A 23,519-nucleotide genomic window follows, 5' to 3' on the forward strand; every position below is an offset into this window, starting at 1 on the left:
CGTGTAGATTTCCAGCCAGCGTTGCATTCAATCTGGAACCAGCACCGCAAAGTTAAAGTGTCCTGTTTCTGCAAAGTTGGAATGTCACACTCCCCGGCTCTGAACGGATCTGGGAGATTGCGGATGGGACTGATTGCGATGAGCGAGCGTGACCTGCAGCGGATTGAGGTTTTGTCGAAGGTGATCGACGGCCGCATGACGATGGTGTCAGCGGCGCATGTCCTGGGCTTAAGCACGCGCCAGGTTCGTCGGCTCTTGGAGCGGATCCGGACGGATGGGGCGGCATCGATCCGGCACAGAGCGATCGGGCGGCGGTCGAACAATCGGATTTGCGACGGCGTGCGCGACTATGCCGTGGCGATCGTGCGCGAGCGCTATGCCGATTTCGGCCCGACGCTGGCCGCCGAGAAGCTTGCCGAGCGCGACGGCCTGACGGTGTCGCGCGAGACCTTGCGCAAATGGATGTCGGAGGCCGGCCTGTGGCTGTCGCGCAAGCGGCGCCGCACGTTTCACCAGCCGCGGCTGCGCCGCGAAGCCTATGGCGAGCTGGTGCAGATCGATGGCAGCGAGCATCGCTGGTTCGAGGATCGCGGTGACCCATGTTCGCTGCTGGTGTTCATCGACGATGCGACCGGCAAGCTGATGCAGTTGCGCTTCGTACGATCGGAAAGTGCGTTTACGTATTTCGAGGCGCTGGAGCTCTATCTGAAGGCGCATGGTGCGCCGGTCGCCTTCTATTCCGACAAGCATTCGGTGTTCCGAGTGGCGAAGAAGGACGCCAAGGGCGGCCAGGGCATGACCCAGTTCGGGCGTGCGCTCTCAGAGCTAAACATCGAGATTCTTTGCGCAAATTCGAGCCAGGCGAAGGGCCGGGTCGAGCGGATGAACCGAACGCTACAGGATCGGTTGATTAAGGATCTGCGCCTGGAGGGCATCTGTGGGATGGACGACGGCAACGCTTTCCTGCCTCGGTTCATGGAGCGCTATAACCGGCAGTTTGCCATTACCCCTGTCCGACCTGATGATCTGCATCGGTCGCTGAATCTTGCCCCGGATCGGCTGCGCGACGTCCTGTGCAAACGTGAGCAGCGGTATGTCGGCGCGCAACTGACGTTCTCCTACGAGCGTCAGCGGATCATGCTGGAAGAGACCGAGGTGACGCGCGGACTGGTCGGCCGCTATGTCGAGACCTACGCCTATGCGGACGGCCGGCTGGATGTGCGGTGGAAGGGGCATTCCCTGCCCTACCGGGTGTTCGACAAGGACCAGCGGGTGACGCATGCGGCAATCACTGAGAACAAGCGGCTCGGTGAACTCCTAGCCTACATCAAGGAGCAGCAGGACAAACCGGTCGTCAAAACCAACAGTGACAAGAATGGCTATAAGCCGAGAGGTCGCAAACCTGGTCGCCGCACAGATTACATGAACGATCCGGCGGTGATTGCCCGGCGAGAGAAAGCGCTGTCGAGACCTCCGGCGAAATGATCGTTCGAATAGCCTCAAAGCTAAAGCCGAAGAGGTGTGTTTACCACCCGCCCCGATCTGATCTTGCAAGCGGGTTCAGCCGCTCAGATCGGGGCTGGTCGATGTGCCGTGCGGCGACCAGTCGGACATTTTAACTTTGCGAACCGGCGGACATTTCAACCCTGCCGCCACATTGGGTAAGTCAGGATGGGGCAACAAGGATGAAGTGCATCAGGCTCGCCTCTCGACGGATCGCCCCGTTTGCTCTTACAGCGAACCGAGTGTCGCCTGATCCGCCAGGATCGCTTCCGCCTCGTCCCGCTCCATCGTCATCACCTTGCGCGTGATGTCGAAGCCGAAGCCGTTGCGGGCGAATGCGGAGAATTCCCGCGTCTCGCGCTTCTCGTCGCCTTCGGCGCGGCGGAACGGACCGAAGCCGCGCTTGCGGGCGAATATCAGTGCAGACGGCAGATCGTCGGTCTCCGCCAGAGCTTCCGCGACGGTCTCGCGGTCAATGCCCTTGTCGACGAGCTTGCGGGCGATCGCGCGTTTCGACTTGCCGCTCCTCGCGGAAGATCGCGCCTTGATCTCGGCATAGGACACGTCGTCGAGTGCCCGCACCTGCCTTCCGAATTCGACCGCGGCGGCCGCAAGCGCCTGTACCTGCGCCTCGCTGATATCTTCGAACTTCTGCCGCGCCTTGCGCGAAACCGCGTCGGAAAGCTCGCGCTCGGTCATCATCTTGCGGGAGAGCCGGTAGGCCGCGGAGTTGCGGGCCCAGGCGAGCATGCGCGGCGTCGGCCCCTCGATTTCGCCCTCGCCCATGACCCCTGCCCCAATATCGCCTATCAGCGATTCACGATGTACGATATGCGACTATGCGGCCTCGACGTCGCCTTTGGCCCACATTTCCTGCGTCTCGGCCATGAAGTCGGCAAAACGACCTTCCTCGATCGACTTGCGGATGCCCTGCATGAGCTCCTGATAGTATGCGAGATTGTTCCACGAGAGCAGCATGCCGCCCAGCGCCTCGTTGGAGCGCACGAGATGGTGGAGATAGGCGCGCGAATAGTCGCGGCTTGCCGGGCAGTTCGACTGCTCGTCGAGCGGGCGCATGTCCTCCGCGTGGCGGGCGTTGCGGATATTGACCTTGCCGCGGCGGGTAAACGCCAGCCCGTGGCGGCCGGAGCGGGTCGGCATCACGCAGTCGAACATGTCGACGCCGAGGGCAACCGATTTCAGGATATCGTCGGGCGTGCCGACCCCCATCAGGTATCGCGGCTTTTCGCTGGGAAGAACCGGCAGCGTGATGTCGAGCATCTCGAGCATCACCGCCTGCGGCTCGCCGACGGCAAGCCCGCCGACGGCGTATCCCTTGAGATCGAGCTCTTTCAGCCCCTCGGCCGAGCGGATGCGCAAATCCGGGATGTCGCCGCCCTGCACGATGCCGAACATCGCCTTGCCCGGCTGTTCACCGAAGGCGACGCGGCAGCGCTCGGCCCAGCGCAGCGACATTTCCATGGCGCGCTCGATTTCCTTGCGCTCCGCCGGCAGCGCCACGCATTCGTCGAGCTGCATCTGGATGTCGCTGTCAAGCAACCCCTGGATCTCGATCGAACGCTCGGGCGACATGTGGTGGGTGGAGCCGTCGACATGGCTCTTGAAGGTGACGCCCTGCTCGTCGAGCTTCCTGAGCCCGGAGAGCGACATGACCTGGAAGCCGCCCGAGTCGGTGAGGATCGGATACGGCCAGCGGATGAGCTCGTGCAGGCCGCCGAGCCGGGCGACGCGCTCCGGCCCCGGCCGCAGCATCAGGTGATAGGTGTTGCCGAGGATGATGTCGGCGCCGAGCTCGCGGACCTGGTCGAGATACATCGCCTTCACCGTGCCGACGGTGCCGACCGGCATGAAGGCCGGCGTGCGGATCACGCCGCGCGGCATGGAAATCTCGCCGAGACGCGCCTTGCCGCTGGTGGCCTTGAGCTTGAACTCGAATTTCTCGTGCATGGTCAGGATTTCCGGTGGAGAAGGCTGGCGTCGCCGTAGGAATAGAAGCGATAGCCGGATTCGATCGCGTGAGCATAGGCCGCATGCGTGGTCTCGAGGCCGGCGAAGGCCGAAACCAGCATGAACAGCGTGGATTTCGGCAGGTGGAAATTGGTCATCAGCACGTCCACCGCCTTGAATCGGTAGCCCGGCGTGATGAAGATGCCGGTGGCGCCCGACCACGGCTCGATGCGGCCGGAGGCATCCGCCGCGCTCTCGATCAGCCGCAGCGAGGTGGTGCCGACGCAGACGATGCGCCCGCCCCTCGCCTTCACCGCGTTGAGCCGCGCCGCGGTCTCGGCGGTGACGTGACCGGTTTCGAGATGCATCTTGTGATCGTCGGTGTCGTCGGCCTTGACCGGCAGGAAGGTGCCGGCGCCGACATGCAGCGTCACGAAATGGCGTTCGATCCCGGCCTTGTCGAGCGCCTCGAAGAGGGCCGGTGTAAAGTGAAGTCCGGCGGTCGGCGCGGCGACGGCGCCCTCCTCCCGGGCATAGACGGTCTGGTAGTCGGTACGATCCTTCTCGTCCTCGCCGCGCTTGGAGGCGATATAGGGCGGCAGCGGAATGTGCCCGACCGTCATGATCGCTTCGTCCAGCGCCGGCCCGGAGAAATCGAAGCGCAGCGTCACCTCGCCCGCCTCGCCCTTCTCCTCGACCACGGCGCCGAGGGTTCCGAGCAGGCAGGCATTGCCCGAGTGGCCGAATTCGATGCGGTCGCCGGTCTTGATGCGCTTGCCGGGACGGGCAAAGGCCTTCCAGCGTTCCGGCCCGATCCGCATGTGAAGGGTGGCCGAAACCGGCGTCTCCTGCCCGCCCTCGCGCAGCCGCTTGCCTTCGAGCTGCGCCGGGATGACCTTGGTATCGTTGAAAACGAGGGCATCGCCAGGTGACAGGAAGGACGGCAGGTCGAAGACATGGCGGTCTTCGAGCACCGGCTCGCCATCCGGCCTGACGACGAGCATGCGGGCGCTGTCGCGCGGGCTCACGGGCCTCAGCGCAATCCGCTCCTCGGGCAGGTCGAAATCGAAAAGGTCTACGCGCATGGTGTCTCGGCTTCTGGAAAACGCGAAACCCGCCCGGGCGTCATGGACGCCGGGCGGGCTCGGAAAGCGGCTCTCGCTCAGGCGTCGGCGGCGACCTTCATCGAGACGATCGAATCCGGATCGCGCACCGGTTCGCCGCGCTTGATCTGGTCAATGATCTCCATGCCTTCGACGACCTGGCCCCAGACGGAATACTGCTTGTTGAGCCAGGGGGCGTCGGTGAAGCAGATGAAGAACTGGGAGTTGGCGGAGTTCGGGTTCTGCGAGCGGGCCATCGAGCAGGTGCCGCGCACGTGCGGGGTCGCGGAAAACTCGGCCTTGAGGTCCGGCTTGTCGGAGCCGCCCATGCCGGCGCGACCCGGATTGAAGCTCGGGCCGCCCTGTTTGCCGTACTGCACGTCGCCGGTCTGGGCCATGAAGTCCTCGATCACGCGGTGGAAGACGACGCCGTCATAGGCCCCTTCGCGCGTCAGTTCCTTGATGCGGGCGACGTGGCCGGGCGCGACGTCGGGCTTGAGCGCGATCACGACCTTGCCCTTCGTCGTTTCCATGATGATGGTGTTTTCCGGATCCTTGATCTCGGCCATAGACTTACTCCTCTCGGGGGCACGGATGCCCGTTTTAAGATTACCTGCCGACCGTGACCTTGAGCATCGCCTCGGGATCGCTGACTTCGCCGTTGGCGCCCTCGCCGCGCTTGATCTTGTCGACATATTCCATGCCCGCGACGACCTTGCCGACGACCGTGTACTGGCCGTTGAGGAAGCCGCCGTCGGCGAACATGATGAAGAACTGTGAATTTGCCGAGTTCGGGTCCTGGGCACGCGCCATGCCGACGGTGCCGCGCTCGAACGGTAGGTTGGAGAACTCAGCCGGAAGGTCTGGCAGCTTGGAGCCGCCGGTGCCGGCGCGCGACGGATCGTAGCCATCCTTGAGATCGCCGAATTCGACGTCGCCGGTCTGCGCCATGAAGCCGTCGATCACCCGGTGGAACGCGACGTTGTCATACTCGCCCTTGCCGGCGAGTTCCTTCATGCGCTCGACATGCTTCGGAGCGACTTGCGGAAGTAATTCAATGACAACCGGCCCGTCCTTCAACTGGATCGTGAGGATATTCTCGTTCGATTGCGCGTTGGCCGTGCCGAAAAGTCCGGCGACCGCGAGCGTTGCGGCAAAGGCAAGATGAAGCAGCTTCATGGTGGCTCCGTAGTGTTTCGCTAACAGGTCAGGACCTGAGCCTGGATTTGAGGGCCGTGAGGACCGAGGCCGGCACGAAGGCGCTGACGTCTCCGCCCATGGACGCGATCTGACGGACCAATGTGGCCGTTATCGGCCGCGAGGCGGTGCCGGCGGGCAGGAAGATCGTCTGCAGGTCCGGCGCCATCTGGTAGTTCATGCCCGCCATCTGCATCTCGTAGTCGAGATCGGTACCGTCGCGCAGCCCGCGCACGAGAAGCTTCGCGCCGTGGCGGCGGGCCGCATCGACCGCAAGGTTGTCAAAGGAAACGACCGAGATGTCGCCAACCCGCCCGGGCATCGCCTCGGCCAGCGAAAGGCGGATCAGTTCCGCGCGCTCGTCATAGCTGAACATCGGCGCCTTGCCGGGATGAATGCCGATGCCGACGATCACCTTCGACACGACGTTCAGGGACTGAACGAGAACGTCCAGATGCCCGTTGGTCATTGGATCGAATGATCCTGGATAGAAGGCGATGGTCATGGCGTCCCGGATTCTATGTTTGGAGCCTTTTGTCACGGACGGCCGGAAATCGCAAGGGACTTGGCCGGCAGGCGCCGGGCCGGCACGGACCAAAGAAGGTCAGCGAAACGGTGTCAGAGCGGAGCATTTCGCGCGGGCACCCCACTTCCCTGCCCGTCATTTTTGGAGTATCGCCTGCGACCGATGCTGCGCCGCACAAAACCGGCCAGAAAGATGAACGCCAGATGAACAAGCCATTAAGGCGCGCTTCAGGCTGAACTTGATATCAGATTTTCACAATGCAGAGGAACAATGCCATTGGCAGAACATTCTTTGCGGGATGCGGCAGTTCCAGAAAGGACGAAGACCATGCCTGATAAAGTGACCCTTATCAACTTGGTTTGGATGGCGACCATGACGGCGATGCTTGCGACCTCCGTCTCGTTCTACATGAGCGAGAAGAACGACGCCAAGTTTTATGGGCCGCCGATGACGGCGAGCTACCATACCTTCGGGCACTGATCTTTTACTTCAGACACAGCCGCAGCATAATAGTTTGACGAGGAGGATGTAGATGTTCATGACGCTCACCATACTCGCTGCCCTGATCTGCGGAATGTTCGTCGCCTCGGTGACCTCGACCATTTCGGCCCTGCGGCGCGAGAGCGAAGACTACAAGTCGCTGATGGAAAGACACAGGGCCTTCTAGCGGCCGCCGGGCCGCCAAGACCTCCAGGGGTCGAAGCCCGCCGCAGGGATCCACACCTGCGGCCGCAGCGGGCGCCTTGACCCACCAATCCCCGATCTGGAATTCGAGCCTCCGCCGCTCCCGGCGCGAGGCTCTTTTCATGCGTACCTTTACCCGAAATCACTGGCGGTCCGAACGAAATGGCCGCCGGAGCGATCCGGCGGCCATATTCTCATTCCTTACTCGGCGTCGCCCTCGCCCTCGCCGGGCACCTCGTCAGCGACACCCTCGACATCCGCCTCGCCTTCAGGCTCGCTGATGCGCTCGACCGACACGACCTTTTCGTCCTTGGCGGTGGAGAAGATCGTGACACCCTTGGTGGCACGGCTTGCGATGCGGATGCCGTCGACCGGCACGCGGATCAGCTGGCCACCGTCGGAGACAAGCATCAGCTGGTCATTTTCCTCGACCGGGAAGGCGGCGACCAGTTCGCCGATCTCTGCCGTCTTAGAGGTGTCGGTGGCGCGGATGCCCTTGCCGCCGCGGCCCGAAGTGCGGAAGTCGTAGGAGGACGAACGCTTGCCGAAGCCCTTTTCCGAGACGGTGAGCACGAACTGCTCGCGGGCCTTGAGCTCCTGGTAGAGCTCCTCGGAGAGATCGGCGAGCTCGCCCACCTCCTCGCCGACGAGCGCGATGTCCTCTTCGTCCACGCCACTGGCGCGCCGTTCGGCCGCCGAACGCTTGAGATAGGCTGCACGCTGGGCGGCATCGGCATCCACGTGACCGAGGATGGTCATCGAGATCAGCCGGTCGCCGTCGGCGAGCGTGATGCCGCGCACGCCGATCGAATTGCGGCCCGCAAAGACGCGAACCTCGTCGACCGGGAAGCGGATCGCCTGGCCGAGCGCGGTGGTGAGCAAGACGTCGTCACGATCGGTGCAGGTTTCGACGGAGAGGATTTCGTCACCATCCTCGTCGAGCTTCATCGCGATCTTGCCGTTGCGGTTGACCTGGACGAAGTCCGAGAGCTTGTTGCGGCGTACCGTGCCCCGGGTCGTCGAGAACATGACGTCCAGGTTTTCCCAGGTCGTCTCGTCCTCCGGCAGCGGCATGATGGTGGTGATACGTTCGCCGGGCTCCAGCGGCAGCATATTGATGAGCGCCTTGCCGCGCGAGGTCGGCGTGCCGATCGGCAGACGCCAGACCTTCTCCTTATAGACGATGCCGCGCGAGGAGAAGAACAGCACCGGCGTGTGGGTATTGGCGACGAAGAGGCGGGTCGCGAAATCCTCGTCCTTCATGGCCATGCCGGAGCGGCCCTTGCCGCCGCGCCGCTGTGCGCGGTAGGTCGCGAGCGGCACGCGCTTGATGTAGCCCGCATGGGAGACGGTGACGACCATGTCCTCGCGGGCGATCAAATCCTCGTCGTCCATTTCCGGACCGCCTTCGACGATCTCGGTGCGGCGGGGTGTGCCGAATTCGTCGCGAACGGCGGTGAGTTCGGTCTTGACGATCTCCTGAATGCGCAGGCGCGAAGAGAGGATTTCGAGGTAGTCGGCGATTTCGGCGCCGATCTTGTTCAGTTCATCGTCGATCTCGTCGCGGCCAAGCGCGGTGAGGCGCGCCAGACGCAGTTCGAGAATCGCGCGGGCCTGCTCTTCCGACAGATTGTAGGTCAGGTCCTCGTTGATCCGGTGGCGCGGATCGTCGATCAGCCGGATCAGCGCCTCGACGTCGTGTGCCGGCCAGCGGCGCTCCATCAACTGTTCGCGCGCCGTCTGCGGATCAGGAGCGCGGCGGATGAGATTGATGACCTCGTCGATATTGGCGACGGCGATGGCAAGACCGACCAAGACGTGGGCGCGTTCGCGCGCCTTGCGCAGCAGGTACTTCGTTCGCCGGCTGACGACCTCCTCGCGGAAGGAGACGAAGGCCCGCAGCATGTCGAGGAGCACCATCTGCTCCGGCTTGCCGCCGTTCAGCGCCACCATGTTGCAGCCAAAGGAGGTCTGCAGCGGCGTGTAGCGATAGAGCTGGTTGAGGATGACGTCGGCATTGGCGTCGCGCTTCAGCTCGATGACGACGCGGTAGCCGTCTCGGTCGGATTCGTCACGCAGGTCGGAGATGCCCTCGATGCGCTTCTCGCGCACCAGTTCGGCCATCTTCTCGATCATCGTCGCCTTGTTTACCTGAAAGGGGATCTCGGTGATGATGATCTGCTCGCGATCGCCGCGCATCGGCTCGACGCGGGCCACGCCCCGCATGACGACGGAGCCGCGGCCCGTCTCGTAAGCCGACTTGATGCCCGAGCGTCCGAGGATCATCGCGCCGGTCGGGAAATCCGGGCCCGGAATGATCCGCATGATCTCCGGCAGCTCGATCGCCGGATTGTCGATGAGGGCGATGCAGCCGTCGATGACTTCACCGAGATTGTGCGGCGGGATGTTGGTCGCCATGCCGACGGCGATGCCGCCCGCGCCGTTGACGAGCAGGTTCGGGAACTTCGCCGGCACGACGACGGGTTCGGCGAGCGTGCCGTCGTAGTTGTCGCGGAAGTCGACGGTCTCCTTGTCGAGGTCGTCGAGCAGCGCATGCGAAACCTTCTGCAGGCGGCATTCCGTGTAACGCTGGGCCGCCGGCGGGTCACCGTCGACCGAGCCGAAATTGCCCTGACCATCGATGAGCGGCATGCGCAGCGACCACGGCTGTGCCATGCGGGCCAGCGCGTCATAGATCGCGGCGTCACCATGCGGGTGATACTTACCCATCACGTCACCGGTGACGCGGGCGCTCTTGACGTATTTCTTGTTCCAGTCGAGGCCGAGCTCGTTCATGCCGTAGAGGATGCGGCGGTGCACCGGCTTCAGGCCGTCGCGCACGTCAGGCAGCGCGCGGCTGACGATTACGCTCATGGCGTAATCGAGATACGACCGCTGCATTTCCTCAATGATGGAAATCGGCTCGATGTCGGACGGGGACTTGCCGCCGCCGGGAGTGCTTTGCTCAGTCAAATCTGGTCACGATCTCTGTTCGGAATCACTGTCTAGCTTATAGCCGAAAGGGCGCCGTAGCGCCAATTTCGCAGCAGGTTTTGAACAGCTTTTACGGCGCTAGAAAGGCAGGGCGATCAAATACCTAGACAAAATCGCAGAGGTTGATGCTACTCTTTGCCGAACGGGACCCGAGGGGAGCTGAGATGGCAACGACCGACGCGATGATAACGGCCTTCACCACACTCCTGGTCACACTCGACCCGCCGGGGCTCGCGCCGCTCTTTCTCGGCCTCACCCAGGGCATGACCGGCGCGCAGCGCCGCCAGGTCGCCGTCCGCGGCTCGCTCATCGCCTTTGGAATCCTTGCCGTTTTCGCCGTCTTCGGTTCGGGCATACTCGGCGTGCTCGGCATCTCCATGGGCTCCTTCCGGATCGCCGGCGGCCTGATGCTGTTTGCGATCGCCTTCGAGATGATCTTCGAGAAGCGCCACGAGCGGAAGGAAAAGACCAAGGACGACGCGATCACCCGCGACCACATCCACCATCTCGCCGTCTTCCCGCTGGCGATCCCGCTGATCGCCGGGCCCGGCGCGATCTCCGCGACGGTGCTGATCGCCGGCACGATGAACGGTATCGCCGGCCGGGCCGGACTGATCGGCGTCATCGCCGTCTGTATGGCATTCGTCTTCCTTGCGCTGATGCTGGCGGAGGGCCTCAACCGCTTCCTCGGCGTCACCGGCCGGGCGCTGCTGACCCGCCTTCTCGGGGTGCTGCTTTCGGCGCTTTCGGTGCAGTTCGTCGTCGATGGGGTGAAATCGGCCTTCGCGGGATGAGACGCCGGCGTTTCCGCCGGCGTCTCCGCTCTCAGATGCGGCGCAGGAAGTCGAGGAGCACCGCGTCGAAGCGATCGCTTTCCTCCAGCTGCACGGTGTGCCCGCTGCGCTCGAACATTTCGAGCGTCAACCGTGCAAAATCGCTCCGCAACGGCTCCCATGCCGCGGGCGGCGCGATCAGGTAGTCGAAGCGCCCGAGCGCCAGCAGCACCGGGGCCGTGACGCCGCGGGCGAGCGCGTGCATGTCGATATCGCGGAACACCTCGCCCCACAGATGATCGAAGCCGACGTCGTTGATCCAGACGTCGTCCCATAGCGGACGTGCATCGAAACCCGCGTCGAACCAGCTGCGTGCGCCGAGCCGGATCAGCAGGTGCTTGAAGCGCTCGTGCGGATGGGCGGCGATGTCACCGGCAAGTTTCGCCATCTCCCGACCGAAGATCAGCTTGCGCGCGGGCGAGGCTTCCGTCTCCCAGCGGCGTTCCGCCCACTCTGCGAGCTTTGCCCCCTGATTCGGGCCGGTGCCCGCGAGGACGACATGGGACACGCGGTCGGGAAACCGGCGCGCATATTCGAGTGCCATGTAGCCGTGGCCCGAATGCCCGAGAATAGCGAAGCGCTCCAGCCCGAAGGCTTGCCGCGCCAGTTCGATGTCGTCGATGATCCGCTCGAAAGCGAAGTCGCTCGCCTCCACGGGCCCGAGCGGACGCGCGAAGCAGCGGTGGTCGACGAAGTGGAGGCGGACCGAACGGCGAAGTCCGGCCGAAAACGTCCGCGCGTAATAGAGGTTGCTGCCGATGACGAGCAGCGGGAGCCCCTTCCCTTCGATCGTGTAGCCGAGCTCGAAGACGCCCGAGCGAATGATGCCGCGCCCGGCGCGGCCGTAATCCAGTTCTTCCATGATGATGTATCCGATAGTGCGGTTCGCCGCGCCGTGTCGGGCGCCGGGAACCGGACGTTGATCCAGGAAAACGCACGAACACGCGGCCGCAAAGGCCGACAAATCGCGCAACGGTTTTCGTGGTCAAGGTCGCTAACGGATGAGGCGCATGGACTTTCTCTCGGAGCCTTGTGAGGCGATGATCGCCGCCGGCAGCAATACCCGTCCTGCCGGACGGAGACAAGATGTGAGGCGCGACGCGAGCAGCTCGCGGAAACGCCCGCTCAGCGCTGCGCCTTCAGGATGCGTTTCCACATCGTCCCGCCGAGATAGCGGTTGAACACGACGAAATAGGCGACGATCAGCGCGAACAGAACGAAGGCAGGCAGGCCGTTCAACTGGAAACCGCCCTCCGTGCGACCGCCGGTCAGCGAGGCGACCAGAAAGCCGAGCACGAAAAAGGCTGTGAAGAAATCGAGCAGTGCCGCGAGCACGATGCGCCAGGTCGCGGGTCCGGTATCCGTCTTCATCTCACCCATCGAAAGCCCCCTTTCGGATCAACGAGAAGATATGGCGCGCCTGGCTGGCCGACGGCCCCGGAATCAGAACGGGATGTCGTCGTCGAGATCGCGCGAGAAGTTGCCGCCGCCGCTCTGGTTGCCGGTGCGGGCCGGCGCACGGGACGGCTGGTTGTAATCGTCGCCGTAGCCGCCGCCGAATTCATTGCCGCCGCGCGAGGCGCCACCACCCTCGCCGCGACCGCCGAGCATGGTCAGGTTGGAATTGAAGCCCTGCAGGACGACTTCGGTCGAATAGCGGTCGTTGCCGCTCTGGTCCTGCCACTTGCGGGTCTGCAACTGGCCTTCGACGTAGACCGTCGAGCCCTTCTTCAAATACTGCTCGGCGACCTTGCAGAGGCCTTCGTTGAAGATCACCACGGTGTGCCACTCGGTCTTTTCCTTGCGCTCGCCGGTGTTGCGGTCGCGCCAGGATTCGGACGTCGCGATGCGCAGGTTGGCGATCGGACGGCCGTCCTGGGTCCGGCGAATTTCCGGATCCGCGCCGAGATTCCCGATCAGAATTACCTTGTTCACGCTACCAGCCATAACACACACCTTGGGAAGAGAGGGCGCCGGACCGGCCGCACCCGCATTTGTCGATTTCCGCCACCTTAAACCAATAGTCGGCCCGTATGGAAAGTCTTAACCGTTAATCCACAGCGAAAATGTTCTTTATTTGTTCTAGTGATTGTCTATGATCCTGTCAACCGACTCGAAATGTGACCATTGACGTCCTGTTCTGCCTCGACAGAGGCAAAGTCATGACTAAATAAGGACTGTCCTTCTCCAAGCGAGCCTTGTCCATGAGTGAACTGAAGACCATTTCCATCCGCGGCGCCCGCGAGCACAACCTGAAGGGCATCGATCTCGACTTGCCGCGCAACAGCCTGATCGTGATGACCGGGCTTTCCGGCTCGGGCAAGTCGTCGCTCGCCTTCGACACCATCTATGCCGAGGGGCAGCGCCGCTACGTCGAGAGCCTTTCTGCCTACGCCCGGCAGTTCCTCGAGATGATGCAGAAGCCGGACGTCGACCAGATCGACGGGCTTTCGCCGGCGATCTCGATCGAGCAGAAGACGACCTCGCGCAATCCGCGCTCGACGGTCGGCACGGTCACCGAGATCTACGACTACATGCGTCTGCTCTTTGCGCGCGTCGGCGTGCCCTATTCGCCGGCGACGGGCCTGCCGATCGAGAGCCAGACGGTCTCCCAGATGGTCGACCGCATCCTCGGCTTCGAGGAAGGTTCGCGTCTCTATATCCTCGCGCCGATGATCCGCGGCCGCAAGGGCGAGTACAAGAAGGAACTCGCCGACCTGATGAAGCGCGGCTTCCAGCGGGTGAAGATCGACGGGCAATTCTACGAGATCGCCGAGGCGCCGGCGCTCGACAAGAAATACAAGCATGACATCGACGTGGTGGTCGACCGCGTGGTGGTGCGTCCGGACATCGGCACGCGCCTCGCCGACAGCCTGGAGACGTGCCTGAAGCTCGCCGACGGGCTGGCGATCGCCGAGTTCGCCGACAAGCCGCTGCCGGCCTCGGAGACGGCCGCCGGCGGCTCGGCCAACAAGTCGCTGAACGAGACGCATGAGCGGGTGATGTTCTCCGAAAAATTCGCCTGCCCGGTGTCCGGCTTCACCATTCCGGAGATCGAGCCGCGGCTCTTCTCCTTCAACAATCCCTTCGGCGCCTGCCCGACCTGTGACGGGCTCGGCTCGCAGCAGAAGATCGACGAGGCGCTGATCGTGCCGGAGGCGCAGCGGCGGCTGAACGACGGGGCGATCGCGCCCTGGGCAAAATCCTCCTCCCCCTACTACAACCAGACGCTCGAATCCCTCGGCAAGGTTTTTGGCTTCAAGCTCTCGAACCGCTGGTCAGACCTGAGCGAGGAAGCGCAGCGCGCGATCCTCTACGGCACGGAAGAGAAGATCGAGTTCCACTATGCCGACGGGGCGCGGGCCTATACGACGACCAAGACCTTCGAGGGCATCGTGCCGAACCTCGAACGGCGCTGGAAGGAGACCGACAGCGCATGGGCGCGCGAGGAGATCGAGCGGTTCATGTCGGCGGCCCCCTGCCCGGCCTGCGCCGGCTACCGGCTGAAACCGGAGGCGCTCGCCGTCAAGATCAACGGCCTGCACATCGGTGAAGTGACCGGGATGTCGATCCGCGTCGCCGGTGCCTGGTTCGAGGCGCTGCCGGCGAAGCTCACCGACAAGCAGAACGAGATCGCCGTGCGCATCCTCAAGGAGATCCGCGAGCGGCTGCGCTTCCTGAATGATGTCGGGCTCGACTATCTGTCGATGTCGCGCAATTCCGGCACGCTTTCGGGCGGCGAGAGCCAGCGCATCCGCCTCGCCTCGCAGATCGGCTCCGGGCTGACCGGCGTGCTCTATGTGCTGGACGAGCCGTCGATCGGCCTGCACCAGCGCGACAATGCCCGCCTCATCGAGACGCTGAAGCACCTGCGCGACATCGGCAATACGGTGATCGTCGTCGAGCATGACGAGGATGCAATCCTCTCCGCCGACTACGTCGTCGACATCGGCCCGGCGGCCGGCATCCACGGCGGCGAGGTGGTGGCACAGGGCGTTCCCGCCGAAATCATGGCCAATCCGAATTCGCTGACGGGCAAATACCTCTCCGGCGAACTCGGCGTCGCGGTTCCCGCCGAACGCCGCAAGCCGAAGAAGGGCCAGCAGATCAAGGTGATCGGCGCGCGCGGCAACAACCTGAAGAACGTCACCGCCAGCATTCCGCTCGGCGTCTTCACAGCCGTCACCGGTGTCTCCGGCGGCGGCAAGTCGACCTTCCTCATCGAGACGCTCTACAAGGCGGCGGCGCGCCGCATCATGGGCGCGCGCGAGAACCCGGCCGAACACGACCGCATCGACGGCTTCGAGTTCATCGACAAGGTGATCGACATCGACCAGTCGCCGATCGGCCGCACGCCGCGTTCGAACCCGGCGACCTATACCGGCGCCTTCACGCCGATCCGCGACTGGTATGCCGGCCTGCCGGAGGCGAAGGCGCGCGGCTACCAGCCGGGCCGCTTCTCCTTCAACGTCAAGGGCGGCCGCTGCGAGGCCTGCCAGGGCGACGGGGTGATCAAGATCGAGATGCACTTCCTGCCGGACGTCTACGTGACCTGCGACGTCTGCCACGGCAAGCGCTACAACCGCGAGACGCTCGACGTCACCTTCAAGGGCAAGTCGATCGCCGACGTGCTCGACATGACGGTCGAGGAAGGCGTCGAGTTCTTCTCCGCGGTGCCGGCGGTGCGCGACAAGCTGCAGTCGCTCTTCGAGGTCGGCCTCGGCTATATCAAGGTCGGGCAGCAGGCAAATACGCTCTCCGGCGGCGAGGCGCAGCGCGTCAAGCTCGCCAAGGAACTCTCCAAGCGCTCGACCGGCCGCACGCTCTACATCCTCGACGAGCCGACGACGGGGCTGCATTTCCACGACGTGGCAAAGCTCCTCGAAATGCTGCACGAACTCGTCAAACAGGGCAATTCCGTGGTGGTGATCGAGCACAATCTCGAGGTCATCAAGACCGCCGACTGGGTGATCGACTTCGGTCCCGAGGGTGGCGACGGCGGCGGCGAGATCGTCGCGACCGGCACGCCGGAACAGATCGTCGAGGCCGAGCGCTCCTATACGGGCCAGTTCCTCAAGGAGCTCCTGGAGCGGCGGCCGATGCGGAAGGTGCAGGCGGCGGAGTGAGAGATGAGCGAGACCCTTGAGCTTGTCTGTCAGTTCGTCGAGCGAGACAAGTTCAGGGTGTCGGTGCGTCCCGATCCGTGGCGATAGGATACGAGTTTTACGCGGAGGCGTCAGCGATGATCCGGTCCCCGGGAACGATGATGAAGTCTCGGCTCGTGGTTTCGGCGACGATCCGCAGACACCTTTGAACCGCAAACCGAAGTGAGGGCAGCGTGATGACCCAGGCAGGCACAATCCGTACCGGCATCGGCGGCTGGACCTTCGATCCGTGGGAAGGCTCCTTCTATCCCGAGACGCTGCCGAAACGGCGGCAGCTCGAATATGCGAGCCGCGAGCTGACGGCAATCGAGGTCAACGGCACCTATTATTCCAGCCAGAAGCCGGAGACCTTCGCCAAATGGGCGTCCGAGGTCCCGGACGGTTTCGTCTTCTCGCTGAAGGCTAGCCGCTTCTGCACCAATCGCAAGGTGCTCGCCGAGGCGGGGCCGTCGGTCGAAAAGTTCCTGACCCAGGGGATTACCGAACTTGGCGCGCATCTCGGGCCGATCCTCTGGCAGTTCATGGGAACGAAGAAGTTCGAGCCCGAGGATTTCGAGGCATTTCTGGCGCTGCTGCCGAAGAGCCAGGACGGGATCGCGCTGCGGCATGTGGTCGAGCCGCGGCACGCCTCGTTCCAGGTCCCGGAATTCATCGCGCTCTTGAAGAAGTACAATGTCGCGGCCGTCTGCGCCGACCATCACGACTATCCGATGTTCGCCGATCCGACGGCCGACTTCGTCTATGCGCGGCTGCAGAAGGGCGAGGACGACATCCCCACCTGTTATCCCGAAAAGGACATCGACGCCTGGGCCGGCCGGCTGAGGCGCTTTGCCAAAGGCGGAATGCCGGACGACCTGCCGAAGATCGCGGAGGACGAGACTGCGGAGAAGAAGCCGCGCGACGTCTTCGCCTTCTTTATCACCGGCGGGAAGGTCAATGCGCCGAACGGCGCAAGGGCGCTGCAAGCGGCGGCCTCCTGAAACCGAAACTGTCATATGACAAAATTGTGACACCGGCGAATCTGGGATATGGTCGGTCGCATTGCCGACCTCATCGGGGCCGGAAATAGCGGACGCTTTCCGGCTGCGGCATGGAAACGCCGCTCCCCTTGCAACGCCTTTCCGGGTTCCTCATGTCGGGCATCGTCGTCTTCATCAATCTCGCCGGCGCCGTCGCGCTGCTTCTGTGGGCGACGCGCATGGTGCGCACCGGCATCGAACGCGCCTATGGCCATGTGCTGAAGGACAAGCTGCGGCTCGCCGTCGGCAACCGGGTGACCGCCGGTGCCGCCGGCTTTGCGCTGGCCGTGGCGCTGCAGAGCGCGACCGCCGTCGCGCTGATCGTCGCCTCCTTCGTCGCCGGTGGTTATGTGTCGTCGGGCATCGGGATCGCTACCCTGCTCGGCGCCGATTTCGGCTCGGCCTTCGTCGTGCGCATCCTGCGCCACGACCTGTCGCTCCTGATCCCGATCCTGCTTCTGATGGGCACCGTCGCCTTCCGGGCCTCGGAAACGCGCGGCTGGAGGCAGGCGGGCCGCATCTTCTTCGGGCTCGGGCTGCTGCTGCTGTCACTCAGGCTGATCGGCGAAGCCTCCGACCCGCTGCGTAGCAGCCAGATCCTGCCGCTCCTCATCAACTACCTCTCGCGAGACTGGATCACCGCCTTCCTGCTTTCGGCACTGCTCGCCTGGGCCTTCCATTCCAGCGTTGCGACGATCCTGCTCTTCGCCTCGCTGGCAGACCGTGGGCTGCTGCCGCCGGTGCTGATCATCCCGATGGTGCTCGGCGCGAATTTCGGCGCGGCGGTGATCGGCGCCATGCTGACCAAGAACGCGGAAAGTGCCGCCCGCGTCGTGCCGCTCGGCAACGTCGTCATCCGCGGGCTCGGCACGCTTGCAGCACTCGCCGTCCAGTTGGTCTTCGTGGTGCCGTCCGAGCTTTTCGCGAGCCATCCCGGCGACGCCGTCGTGATGGTGCACCTGGCGCTCAACGGCGCGGTGCTTCTCCTCGGCCTGCCGTTCGCCGGCGTTGTCGCCAGCCTGCTCGAACGCCTGCTGGCGAAACCGGTCGCCGCCGAGGCGGAGGGGCCGGAAGAACGCCTCTCGGCGCTCAACCCGGCCGACCTCGCCAATCCGAAACAGGCGATCGCCAACGCCACCCGCGAGGTGCTGAGCGTCTGCGACAAGACCGAGGTGATGCTGAACCGCATCTTCGAACTCTACGAGACCTTCGACCCGAAGAAGATGCAGCGTCTCGAGGCCCTCGACGACGAGATCGACCGCACCCATCGCGACATCAAGTTCTATCTCGCGCGGATTTCGGAAAGCGCGCTGGACGAGGAATCGGCGGCGCAATCGCAGAACCTGCTGAGTGCGGCGATCAAGGTCGAGCAGGCGGCGGACATCATCGCCCAGAACATGGCGACGAGAGCGCGCAAGAAACACGACCGCAAGGTCGCCTTCTCCGACGAAGGCTGGAGCGAGCTCAAGGCCATGCACAACGAGGTGGTCAAGAACGCGCGCCTCGCCTTCAACCTGCTGGTCGACCGCGACGTCGAATATGCCCGCCAGCTCGTCGCCCGCAAGGAGGCGGTGCGCAACCTCGTGCGCCAGAGCGAGGAGCGGCACCTGCAGCGGCTGCGCGACGGAAACATCGCAAGCTTCGAATCGAGCTCCCTGCATATCGACACCATGCGCGACCTCAAGGAGATCAATTCGCTGGTCGCCTCGATCGGCTATCCGCTGCTCGAGGACGAGGGCATGCTGCGGCGGAGCCGCCTGCTCTGACAGACCGGCACCGCCCCGGTTCCCGCGGCTTTCAGGATCCGGCGGCCTCGCCCGCCGGCGCCTTGCGGGCAAGCCAGCGCGGGTTGAAGACGTTCATCACCAGACCTAGGACGATCAGCGCGGCGGCGATGACGCGCAGCGGCCCGAAATCCTCGCCGAGCATCAGGGCTGCCGACGACATGCCGAAGACCGGGACGAGCAGCGAGAACGGTGCGACGGTCGAAACCCCGTAACGGCTGATCATCGCCCCCCAGACCGCGAAACCGAAGACGGTCGCGCCATAAGCGACGAAGAGCACGGCCCCTGCCCCTTCGAGATTGAGGTTCGCCAGCGCCTGCAGGTCGCGGTCCCAGCCCTCGAAGAGGGCGGAGATGATGAAGAGCGGGATCGGCGGCACGAGGCTCACCCAGACCATCAGGTTCAGCATCTGAACCTTGCCGACCTTCTTCATCAGCATGTTCGAGCAGGCCCACGCGACGGCGGCGGCAAGCACGAGCACGAGGCCCGCGACGGTAAACGTACCGTCGATCGAGCTGGCGATCAGCGCGACCCCGGAAAACGCGAGAGCCATACCGGCAATCTGCAGCGGCCGCGGCCGGTCACCATAGATCAGGAAGGCGAGCAGGACGGTGAAGAAGGCCTGCGACTGCAGGAGCAGCGAGGCGAGGCCGGGCGGTGCGCCGACATTCATGCCGATGAAGAGGAAGGAGAACTTCACCACGCCGAGCATCACGCCGATGCCGAGGATCAACCGCCACGGCACATCCGGCCGGCGAATGAAGAAGGCGAGCGGCAGGCCCGCGAAAAGGAAGCGGAGTGCGGAAAAGAGAAGCGGCGGGAAATTGTCGAGGCCGAGCTTGATCACCACGAAGTTGAAGCCCCATACGGCGGCGACGAGGACAAGCATCAGGACATGAAGGGGTGACATGGGGGCGAATCTCCGGCGTGCTGGTGGACGATCGATACACCCTCGCCCGCGCTTGCGAAAAACGTATTCTGCTAATGCCAGCGATCGATATGGTTGATGAGCGTCTCCGCGGTGAGGCCAGCACCGGCCCTCTGCGCCGCGTCGCCATGCAGCCAGACGCCGGCCGCCGCGGCCTCGAAGGCCGGCACGCCCTGCGCCAGAAGCCCGCCGATGATGCCGGCGAGGACATCGCCCGAACCGGCGGTGGCGAGAGAGGCGGGAGCATTCTCGTTGATGGCGGCGCGGCCGTCCGGCGCGGCGATCACGCTGTCGGCGCCCTTGTAGACGACGGCCGCGTTGGCGCGGGCAGCCGCCTGCCTCGCCCGGTCGACCTTGCTCAGCGCCGGATCGGCGGCGAGATCGGGGAAGAGCCTCGCGAACTCGCCCTCGTGCGGCGTCAGCACCAGACGGGGCGCTCCATCCGCAAAGGCTGAGAAGAGCGCCTGCGGGTCCTCCGCAAAGGCGGTGATGCCATCGGCGTCGAGGACGAGGTGCCGGCCGGCGGTCGCGAGCGCCGTGACGAAGGTGCGGGCCCTCGGGCCGACCCCGAAACCGGGGCCGAGGACGAAGGTGGTGCGCCGCTCGTCGCGGAGGTAGTCGGCGAGGTCGCTCTCGGTGTCCACGGCCTTCAACATCACGGCGGTGAGGTGGGCGGCATTGGCGGTGAGCGCATCTGTCGGCGAGGCGACGGTGACGAGCCCCGCCCCTGCCCTCAGGCCCGCTCCGGCGGCGAGCCGCGCGGCACCCGTCGCGGCCGCTGGTCCGGAAAAGACGGTGAGATGGCCGCGGCGGAACTTGTGGGCGGCGGCATCGGCCGTCGGCATGGCCGTTCGCCACTCTTCCGGACCGTTGACGAAGAGGCGCTCCCCCTTCGCCTCGACGAGGCGGAACGGAATGCCGATGTCGACGGTTTCGACGGCGCCGCAATAAAGCCGTCCGGGAAGCAGGAGATGTCCCGGCTTGCGGGTCATGAAGGTGACGGTGTGACGCGCCCTGAAGGCGGCGCCCAGCACGGCGCCGCTTCGCCCGTCGATGCCAGAGGGCAGGTCGACGGCGACGACCGGCAGGCCGGCCTCATCTACCCGCCGCACGACATCGGCGACGACGGGCGGCACAGCCCGGGCGAGGCCCGCCCCGAAGATCGCATCGACGATCACATCGCCCTCAGCCGCGCGCCAGGTTTCGAGCGGCTCTCCAGGAATCGGGCAACGGGAGCCGGCCGTTGCGGCATCGCCCTTGAGCTTCGCCGGATCGCCCAGATGAAAGACGGCAACCACAGCGCCAGCCTCCCGCAGGGCGCGCGCCGCCACATAGCCGTCGCCGCCGTTGTTGCCGGGACCGCAGAGAACGACGAAACGCTCGCCGCCGGGAAAGAGCCTGAGGACGGCAGCGGCGACCGCCTGTCCCGCCTTCTCCATCAGACCGAAGGAATCGATGCCCGACGCCGCAGCCGCAGCGTCCACCTCTCCCATCGCCGACGGCGTCAGCAGCCAGTTGTCGCGTTCCTTTGCCATACCGCCATTGAACGCATAACGGATGGAAAGACAACAGGCATCGCAACCACAACCGAAATGACCAAACTGTATGCATTTGCCTAGTTTATAGGCACATACCGCCCGCTTTGAAGGCATATCCTGCCTTTGCGAATTCCATTGGAAAATCGGTCGATTTCGCCCTCCTGCGGCATTTTTGCTCCGATTCCGTGACCGTTTTCTCTGGAAATGCGCGCATTTTTTCCTTTCGTCTCAGAAAACGGGGCATTTTTTCGAAAAAGCTGTCGCCAACTGGCACGGCACGTGCATCAATATGGGCGAGCGGGATCATCCTGCCGTAATGAGAGAAGCGGAGAGAAATTTTCTCATGAAAAAGATCGAAGCGATCATAAAGCCCTTCAAGCTCGACGAAGTGAAGGAAGCCCTTCAGGAAGTCGGCTTGCAAGGCATCACCGTCACGGAGGCCAAGGGGTTCGGCCGCCAGAAGGGCCATACGGAGCTTTACCGGGGTGCGGAATACGTCGTGGATTTCCTGCCCAAGGTGAAGGTCGAAGTGGTTCTGGCGGACGAAAACGTGGAAGCCGTCATCGATGCGATCCGCAACGCTGCCCAGACGGGCCGGATCGGCGATGGAAAAATCTTCGTTTCGAATGTGGAGGAAGTCGTCCGCATCCGTACCGGCGAAACCGGCGTCGACGCCATCTAAAACATCCGCCCTCTTCCGGAGGCGGACCAGTCTATCGTCATCTCACCCAAGGAATTCGATAATGACGACCGCAAACGACATTCTGAAGCAAATCAAGGATAACGACGTCAAGTTCGTCGACCTGCGCTTTACCGACCCCAAAGGCAAGCTGCAGCACGTCACGATGGACGTGTGCTGCGTCGACGAAGACATGTTCGCCGACGGCGTCATGTTCGACGGTTCCTCGATCGCCGGCTGGAAGGCGATCAACGAGTCCGACATGGTGCTGATGCCCGATCCGGCCACGGTTCACATGGACCCGTTCTTCGCCCAGTCGACCATGGTCATCATGTGCGACATCCTCGATCCCGTTTCCGGCGAAGCCTATAACCGCGACCCGCGCGGCACGGCCAAGAAGGCGGAAGCCTACCTCAAGGCCTCCGGCATCGGCGACACGATCTTCGTCGGTCCGGAAGCCGAATTCTTCGTCTTCGACGACGTCAAGTACAAGGCCGATCCCTACAACACCGGCTTCAAGCTCGACTCGTCGGAACTGCCGTCGAACGACGACACCGACTACGAAACCGGCAACCTCGGCCACCGTCCGCGCGTCAAGGGCGGCTATTTCCCGGTTCCGCCGGTCGACAGCCTGCAGGACATGCGCTCCGAGATGCTGACCGTGCTCGCGGAAATGGGCGTCGTCGTCGAGAAGCACCACCACGAAGTGGCGGCCGCCCAACACGAGCTCGGCGTCAAGTTCGACGCGCTGGTGCGCAATGCCGACAAGATGCAGATCTACAAGTACGTCGTGCACCAGGTCGCCAATGCCTACGGCAAGACCGCAACCTTCATGCCGAAGCCGATCTTCGGCGACAACGGCTCGGGCATGCACGTCCACATGTCGATCTGGAAGGACGGCAAGCCGACGTTCGCCGGCGACGAATACGCTGGCCTTTCCGAGACCTGCCTCTACTACATCGGGGGCATCATCAAGCATGCCAAGGCGATCAACGCCTTCACCAACCCGTCGACCAACTCCTACAAGCGTCTGGTCCCCGGCTATGAGGCACCGGTGTTGCTTGCCTATTCGGCGCGCAACCGTTCGGCTTCCTGCCGTATTCCGTTCGGAACCAACCCGAAGGCCAAGCGCGTCGAGATCCGCTTCCCCGACCCAACCGCCAACCCGTATCTCGCCTTCGCGGCGATGCTGATGGCCGGTCTCGACGGCATCAAGAACAAGATCCACCCCGGCAAGGCGATGGACAAGGACCTCTACGACCTGCCGCCGAAGGAACTGAAGAAGATCCCGACGGTTTGCGGCTCGCTGCGCGAGGCCCTTGAATCGCTCGACAAGGACCGCAAGTTCCTGACCGCCGGCGGTGTCTTCGACGACGACCAGATCGATTCGTTCATCGAGCTGAAGATGCAGGAAGTCATGCGCTTCGAGATGACCCCGCATCCGGTCGAGTACGACATGTACTACTCGGTCTGATCCGGGTTTCCTCCGGCCCTCGGGCCGGAGGACGAACAAGCCGGCGACGTTATGCGTCGCCGGCTTTTTTTTATTTTAAAACAATATGGAGAGGTATTTTCCTCATGTCTCCGTTTAGGAAACA

The 23,519-nt window shown here is 63.8% G+C and carries 21 protein-coding genes; 9 read left to right on the plus strand and 12 right to left on the minus strand.

Annotated elements, in window-relative coordinates; translation table 11 throughout:
* Positions 1 to 123 precede the first annotated feature (123 nt).
* A complete protein-coding gene (locus ACM6UT_RS12890; protein WP_416797750.1) occupies positions 124 to 1,485 on the plus strand; it encodes an ISNCY family transposase in 1,362 nt (453 codons plus the stop codon).
* Between the two features lie 246 nt (positions 1,486 to 1,731).
* Here the strand turns inward: ACM6UT_RS12890 and recX are convergent, their stop codons facing one another.
* The 6 genes from recX to coaD all read right to left on the minus strand — a co-directional run bounded on the left by recX (position 1,732) and on the right by coaD (position 6,276).
* Positions 1,732 to 2,289 (minus strand): recombination regulator RecX, encoded by a 558-nt coding sequence (gene recX / locus ACM6UT_RS12895; protein ID WP_416797751.1) that lies wholly within the window; start codon positions 2,287 to 2,289, stop codon positions 1,732 to 1,734.
* Between the two features lie 51 nt (positions 2,290 to 2,340).
* The gene (tgt, locus tag ACM6UT_RS12900; protein WP_416797752.1) at positions 2,341 to 3,471 is read right to left on the minus strand and encodes a tRNA guanosine(34) transglycosylase Tgt; all 1,131 of its coding nucleotides are present in this window, start codon (positions 3,469 to 3,471) and stop codon (positions 2,341 to 2,343) included.
* Positions 3,472 to 3,473: 2 nt separating this feature from the next.
* Positions 3,474 to 4,556, minus strand: a complete 1,083-nt coding sequence (gene queA, locus ACM6UT_RS12905; RefSeq protein ID WP_416797753.1) for a tRNA preQ1(34) S-adenosylmethionine ribosyltransferase-isomerase QueA — start codon at positions 4,554 to 4,556, stop codon at positions 3,474 to 3,476.
* Between the two features lie 77 nt (positions 4,557 to 4,633).
* On the minus strand, positions 4,634 to 5,143 hold the full coding sequence (locus tag ACM6UT_RS12910) for a peptidylprolyl isomerase (protein ID WP_416797754.1): 510 nt from the start codon (positions 5,141 to 5,143) through the stop codon (positions 4,634 to 4,636).
* Between the two features lie 40 nt (positions 5,144 to 5,183).
* Positions 5,184 to 5,753, minus strand: a complete 570-nt coding sequence (locus ACM6UT_RS12915) for a peptidylprolyl isomerase (RefSeq protein WP_416797755.1) — start codon at positions 5,751 to 5,753, stop codon at positions 5,184 to 5,186.
* A gap of 28 nt (positions 5,754 to 5,781) precedes the next feature.
* Positions 5,782 to 6,276, minus strand: coding sequence for a pantetheine-phosphate adenylyltransferase (gene coaD / locus ACM6UT_RS12920; RefSeq protein ID WP_416797756.1), 495 nt, complete (start codon positions 6,274 to 6,276; stop codon positions 5,782 to 5,784).
* Positions 6,277 to 6,624: 348 nt separating this feature from the next.
* Between coaD and ACM6UT_RS12925 the strand changes: the two genes are divergently transcribed.
* A complete protein-coding gene (locus tag ACM6UT_RS12925; protein WP_416797757.1) occupies positions 6,625 to 6,777 on the plus strand; it encodes a hypothetical protein in 153 nt (50 codons plus the stop codon).
* Between the two features lie 52 nt (positions 6,778 to 6,829).
* Positions 6,830 to 6,964 (plus strand): hypothetical protein, encoded by a 135-nt coding sequence (locus ACM6UT_RS12930; RefSeq protein WP_416797758.1) that lies wholly within the window; start codon positions 6,830 to 6,832, stop codon positions 6,962 to 6,964.
* 218 nt (positions 6,965 to 7,182) lie between these two features.
* Here the strand turns inward: ACM6UT_RS12930 and gyrA are convergent, their stop codons facing one another.
* Positions 7,183 to 9,954 carry a DNA gyrase subunit A gene (gene gyrA / locus ACM6UT_RS12935; RefSeq protein ID WP_416797759.1) on the minus strand — a complete coding sequence of 924 codons (2,772 nt, stop codon included), beginning with the start codon at positions 9,952 to 9,954 and terminating at the stop codon, positions 7,183 to 7,185.
* A gap of 185 nt (positions 9,955 to 10,139) precedes the next feature.
* Between gyrA and ACM6UT_RS12940 the strand changes: the two genes are divergently transcribed.
* A complete protein-coding gene (locus tag ACM6UT_RS12940) occupies positions 10,140 to 10,769 on the plus strand; it encodes a MarC family protein (RefSeq protein WP_416797760.1) in 630 nt (209 codons plus the stop codon).
* Positions 10,770 to 10,800: 31 nt separating this feature from the next.
* Here the strand turns inward: ACM6UT_RS12940 and ACM6UT_RS12945 are convergent, their stop codons facing one another.
* The 3 genes from ACM6UT_RS12945 to ACM6UT_RS12955 form a co-directional block, all read right to left on the minus strand.
* Positions 10,801 to 11,670, minus strand: coding sequence for an alpha/beta fold hydrolase (locus tag ACM6UT_RS12945; protein ID WP_416797761.1), 870 nt, complete (start codon positions 11,668 to 11,670; stop codon positions 10,801 to 10,803).
* A 263-nt stretch (positions 11,671 to 11,933) separates the two neighbouring features.
* On the minus strand, positions 11,934 to 12,188 hold the full coding sequence (locus tag ACM6UT_RS12950; protein ID WP_416797762.1) for a hypothetical protein: 255 nt from the start codon (positions 12,186 to 12,188) through the stop codon (positions 11,934 to 11,936).
* Positions 12,189 to 12,251: 63 nt separating this feature from the next.
* Entirely contained in the window at positions 12,252 to 12,755 is a 504-nt protein-coding gene (locus ACM6UT_RS12955; protein ID WP_416797763.1) for a single-stranded DNA-binding protein, read from the minus strand.
* Positions 12,756 to 13,012: 257 nt separating this feature from the next.
* Between ACM6UT_RS12955 and uvrA the strand changes: the two genes are divergently transcribed.
* The 3 genes from uvrA (at position 13,013) to ACM6UT_RS12970 (ending at position 18,758) form a co-directional block, all read left to right on the plus strand.
* Positions 13,013 to 15,934, plus strand: a complete 2,922-nt coding sequence (gene uvrA / locus ACM6UT_RS12960) for an excinuclease ABC subunit UvrA (RefSeq protein WP_416797764.1) — start codon at positions 13,013 to 13,015, stop codon at positions 15,932 to 15,934.
* A 215-nt stretch (positions 15,935 to 16,149) separates the two neighbouring features.
* Positions 16,150 to 16,953 (plus strand): DUF72 domain-containing protein, encoded by an 804-nt coding sequence (locus ACM6UT_RS12965; protein WP_416797765.1) that lies wholly within the window; start codon positions 16,150 to 16,152, stop codon positions 16,951 to 16,953.
* Positions 16,954 to 17,105: 152 nt separating this feature from the next.
* Complete coding sequence (locus tag ACM6UT_RS12970) at positions 17,106 to 18,758, plus strand: Na/Pi cotransporter family protein (RefSeq protein ID WP_416797926.1); 1,653 nt, start codon at positions 17,106 to 17,108, stop codon at positions 18,756 to 18,758.
* A gap of 31 nt (positions 18,759 to 18,789) precedes the next feature.
* Here ACM6UT_RS12970 and ACM6UT_RS12975 read toward each other — a convergent pair whose 3' ends face one another.
* Positions 18,790 to 19,686, minus strand: a complete 897-nt coding sequence (locus ACM6UT_RS12975; protein WP_416797766.1) for an EamA family transporter — start codon at positions 19,684 to 19,686, stop codon at positions 18,790 to 18,792.
* Between the two features lie 71 nt (positions 19,687 to 19,757).
* Positions 19,758 to 21,239: an NAD(P)H-hydrate dehydratase gene (locus ACM6UT_RS12980; protein ID WP_416797767.1), complete on the minus strand. Its 1,482-nt coding sequence runs from the start codon at positions 21,237 to 21,239 to the stop codon at positions 19,758 to 19,760.
* A 346-nt stretch (positions 21,240 to 21,585) separates the two neighbouring features.
* On the opposite strand from ACM6UT_RS12980, the gene ACM6UT_RS12985 reads away from it, so the two are divergent.
* Both ACM6UT_RS12985 and glnA read left to right on the plus strand, forming a co-directional pair.
* Positions 21,586 to 21,924, plus strand: coding sequence for a P-II family nitrogen regulator (locus tag ACM6UT_RS12985; RefSeq protein ID WP_015916113.1), 339 nt, complete (start codon positions 21,586 to 21,588; stop codon positions 21,922 to 21,924).
* A gap of 61 nt (positions 21,925 to 21,985) precedes the next feature.
* On the plus strand, positions 21,986 to 23,395 hold the full coding sequence (gene glnA, locus ACM6UT_RS12990; RefSeq protein WP_416797768.1) for a type I glutamate--ammonia ligase: 1,410 nt from the start codon (positions 21,986 to 21,988) through the stop codon (positions 23,393 to 23,395).
* The last annotated feature ends 124 nt before the right edge of the window (positions 23,396 to 23,519 follow it).

Source organism: Ciceribacter azotifigens (assembly GCF_048159625.1).
Lineage (GTDB): Bacteria > Pseudomonadota > Alphaproteobacteria > Rhizobiales > Rhizobiaceae > Allorhizobium > Allorhizobium azotifigens.

What these genes read in the sequence shown, in the direction of transcription:
- ACM6UT_RS12890 (WP_416797750.1), top strand. Translation starts at nt 124, where the DNA reads ATGGGACTGATTGCGATGAGCGAGCGTGACCTGCAGCGGATTGAGGTT.
- recX (WP_416797751.1), bottom strand. Translation starts at nt 2,289, where the DNA reads ATGGGCGAGGGCGAAATCGAGGGGCCGACGCCGCGCATGCTCGCCTGG.
- tgt (WP_416797752.1), bottom strand. Translation starts at nt 3,471, where the DNA reads ATGCACGAGAAATTCGAGTTCAAGCTCAAGGCCACCAGCGGCAAGGCG.
- queA (WP_416797753.1), bottom strand. Translation starts at nt 4,556, where the DNA reads ATGCGCGTAGACCTTTTCGATTTCGACCTGCCCGAGGAGCGGATTGCG.
- ACM6UT_RS12910 (WP_416797754.1), bottom strand. Translation starts at nt 5,143, where the DNA reads ATGGCCGAGATCAAGGATCCGGAAAACACCATCATCATGGAAACGACG.
- ACM6UT_RS12915 (WP_416797755.1), bottom strand. Translation starts at nt 5,753, where the DNA reads ATGAAGCTGCTTCATCTTGCCTTTGCCGCAACGCTCGCGGTCGCCGGA.
- coaD (WP_416797756.1), bottom strand. Translation starts at nt 6,276, where the DNA reads ATGACCATCGCCTTCTATCCAGGATCATTCGATCCAATGACCAACGGG.
- ACM6UT_RS12925 (WP_416797757.1), top strand. Translation starts at nt 6,625, where the DNA reads ATGCCTGATAAAGTGACCCTTATCAACTTGGTTTGGATGGCGACCATG.
- ACM6UT_RS12930 (WP_416797758.1), top strand. Translation starts at nt 6,830, where the DNA reads ATGTTCATGACGCTCACCATACTCGCTGCCCTGATCTGCGGAATGTTC.
- ACM6UT_RS12940 (WP_416797760.1), top strand. Translation starts at nt 10,140, where the DNA reads ATGGCAACGACCGACGCGATGATAACGGCCTTCACCACACTCCTGGTC.
- ACM6UT_RS12945 (WP_416797761.1), bottom strand. Translation starts at nt 11,670, where the DNA reads ATGGAAGAACTGGATTACGGCCGCGCCGGGCGCGGCATCATTCGCTCG.
- ACM6UT_RS12950 (WP_416797762.1), bottom strand. Translation starts at nt 12,188, where the DNA reads ATGGGTGAGATGAAGACGGATACCGGACCCGCGACCTGGCGCATCGTG.
- ACM6UT_RS12955 (WP_416797763.1), bottom strand. Translation starts at nt 12,755, where the DNA reads ATGGCTGGTAGCGTGAACAAGGTAATTCTGATCGGGAATCTCGGCGCG.
- uvrA (WP_416797764.1), top strand. Translation starts at nt 13,013, where the DNA reads ATGAGTGAACTGAAGACCATTTCCATCCGCGGCGCCCGCGAGCACAAC.
- ACM6UT_RS12965 (WP_416797765.1), top strand. Translation starts at nt 16,150, where the DNA reads ATGACCCAGGCAGGCACAATCCGTACCGGCATCGGCGGCTGGACCTTC.
- ACM6UT_RS12970 (WP_416797926.1), top strand. Translation starts at nt 17,106, where the DNA reads ATGTCGGGCATCGTCGTCTTCATCAATCTCGCCGGCGCCGTCGCGCTG.
- ACM6UT_RS12975 (WP_416797766.1), bottom strand. Translation starts at nt 19,686, where the DNA reads ATGTCACCCCTTCATGTCCTGATGCTTGTCCTCGTCGCCGCCGTATGG.
- ACM6UT_RS12980 (WP_416797767.1), bottom strand. Translation starts at nt 21,239, where the DNA reads ATGGCAAAGGAACGCGACAACTGGCTGCTGACGCCGTCGGCGATGGGA.
- ACM6UT_RS12985 (WP_015916113.1), top strand. Translation starts at nt 21,586, where the DNA reads ATGAAAAAGATCGAAGCGATCATAAAGCCCTTCAAGCTCGACGAAGTG.
- glnA (WP_416797768.1), top strand. Translation starts at nt 21,986, where the DNA reads ATGACGACCGCAAACGACATTCTGAAGCAAATCAAGGATAACGACGTC.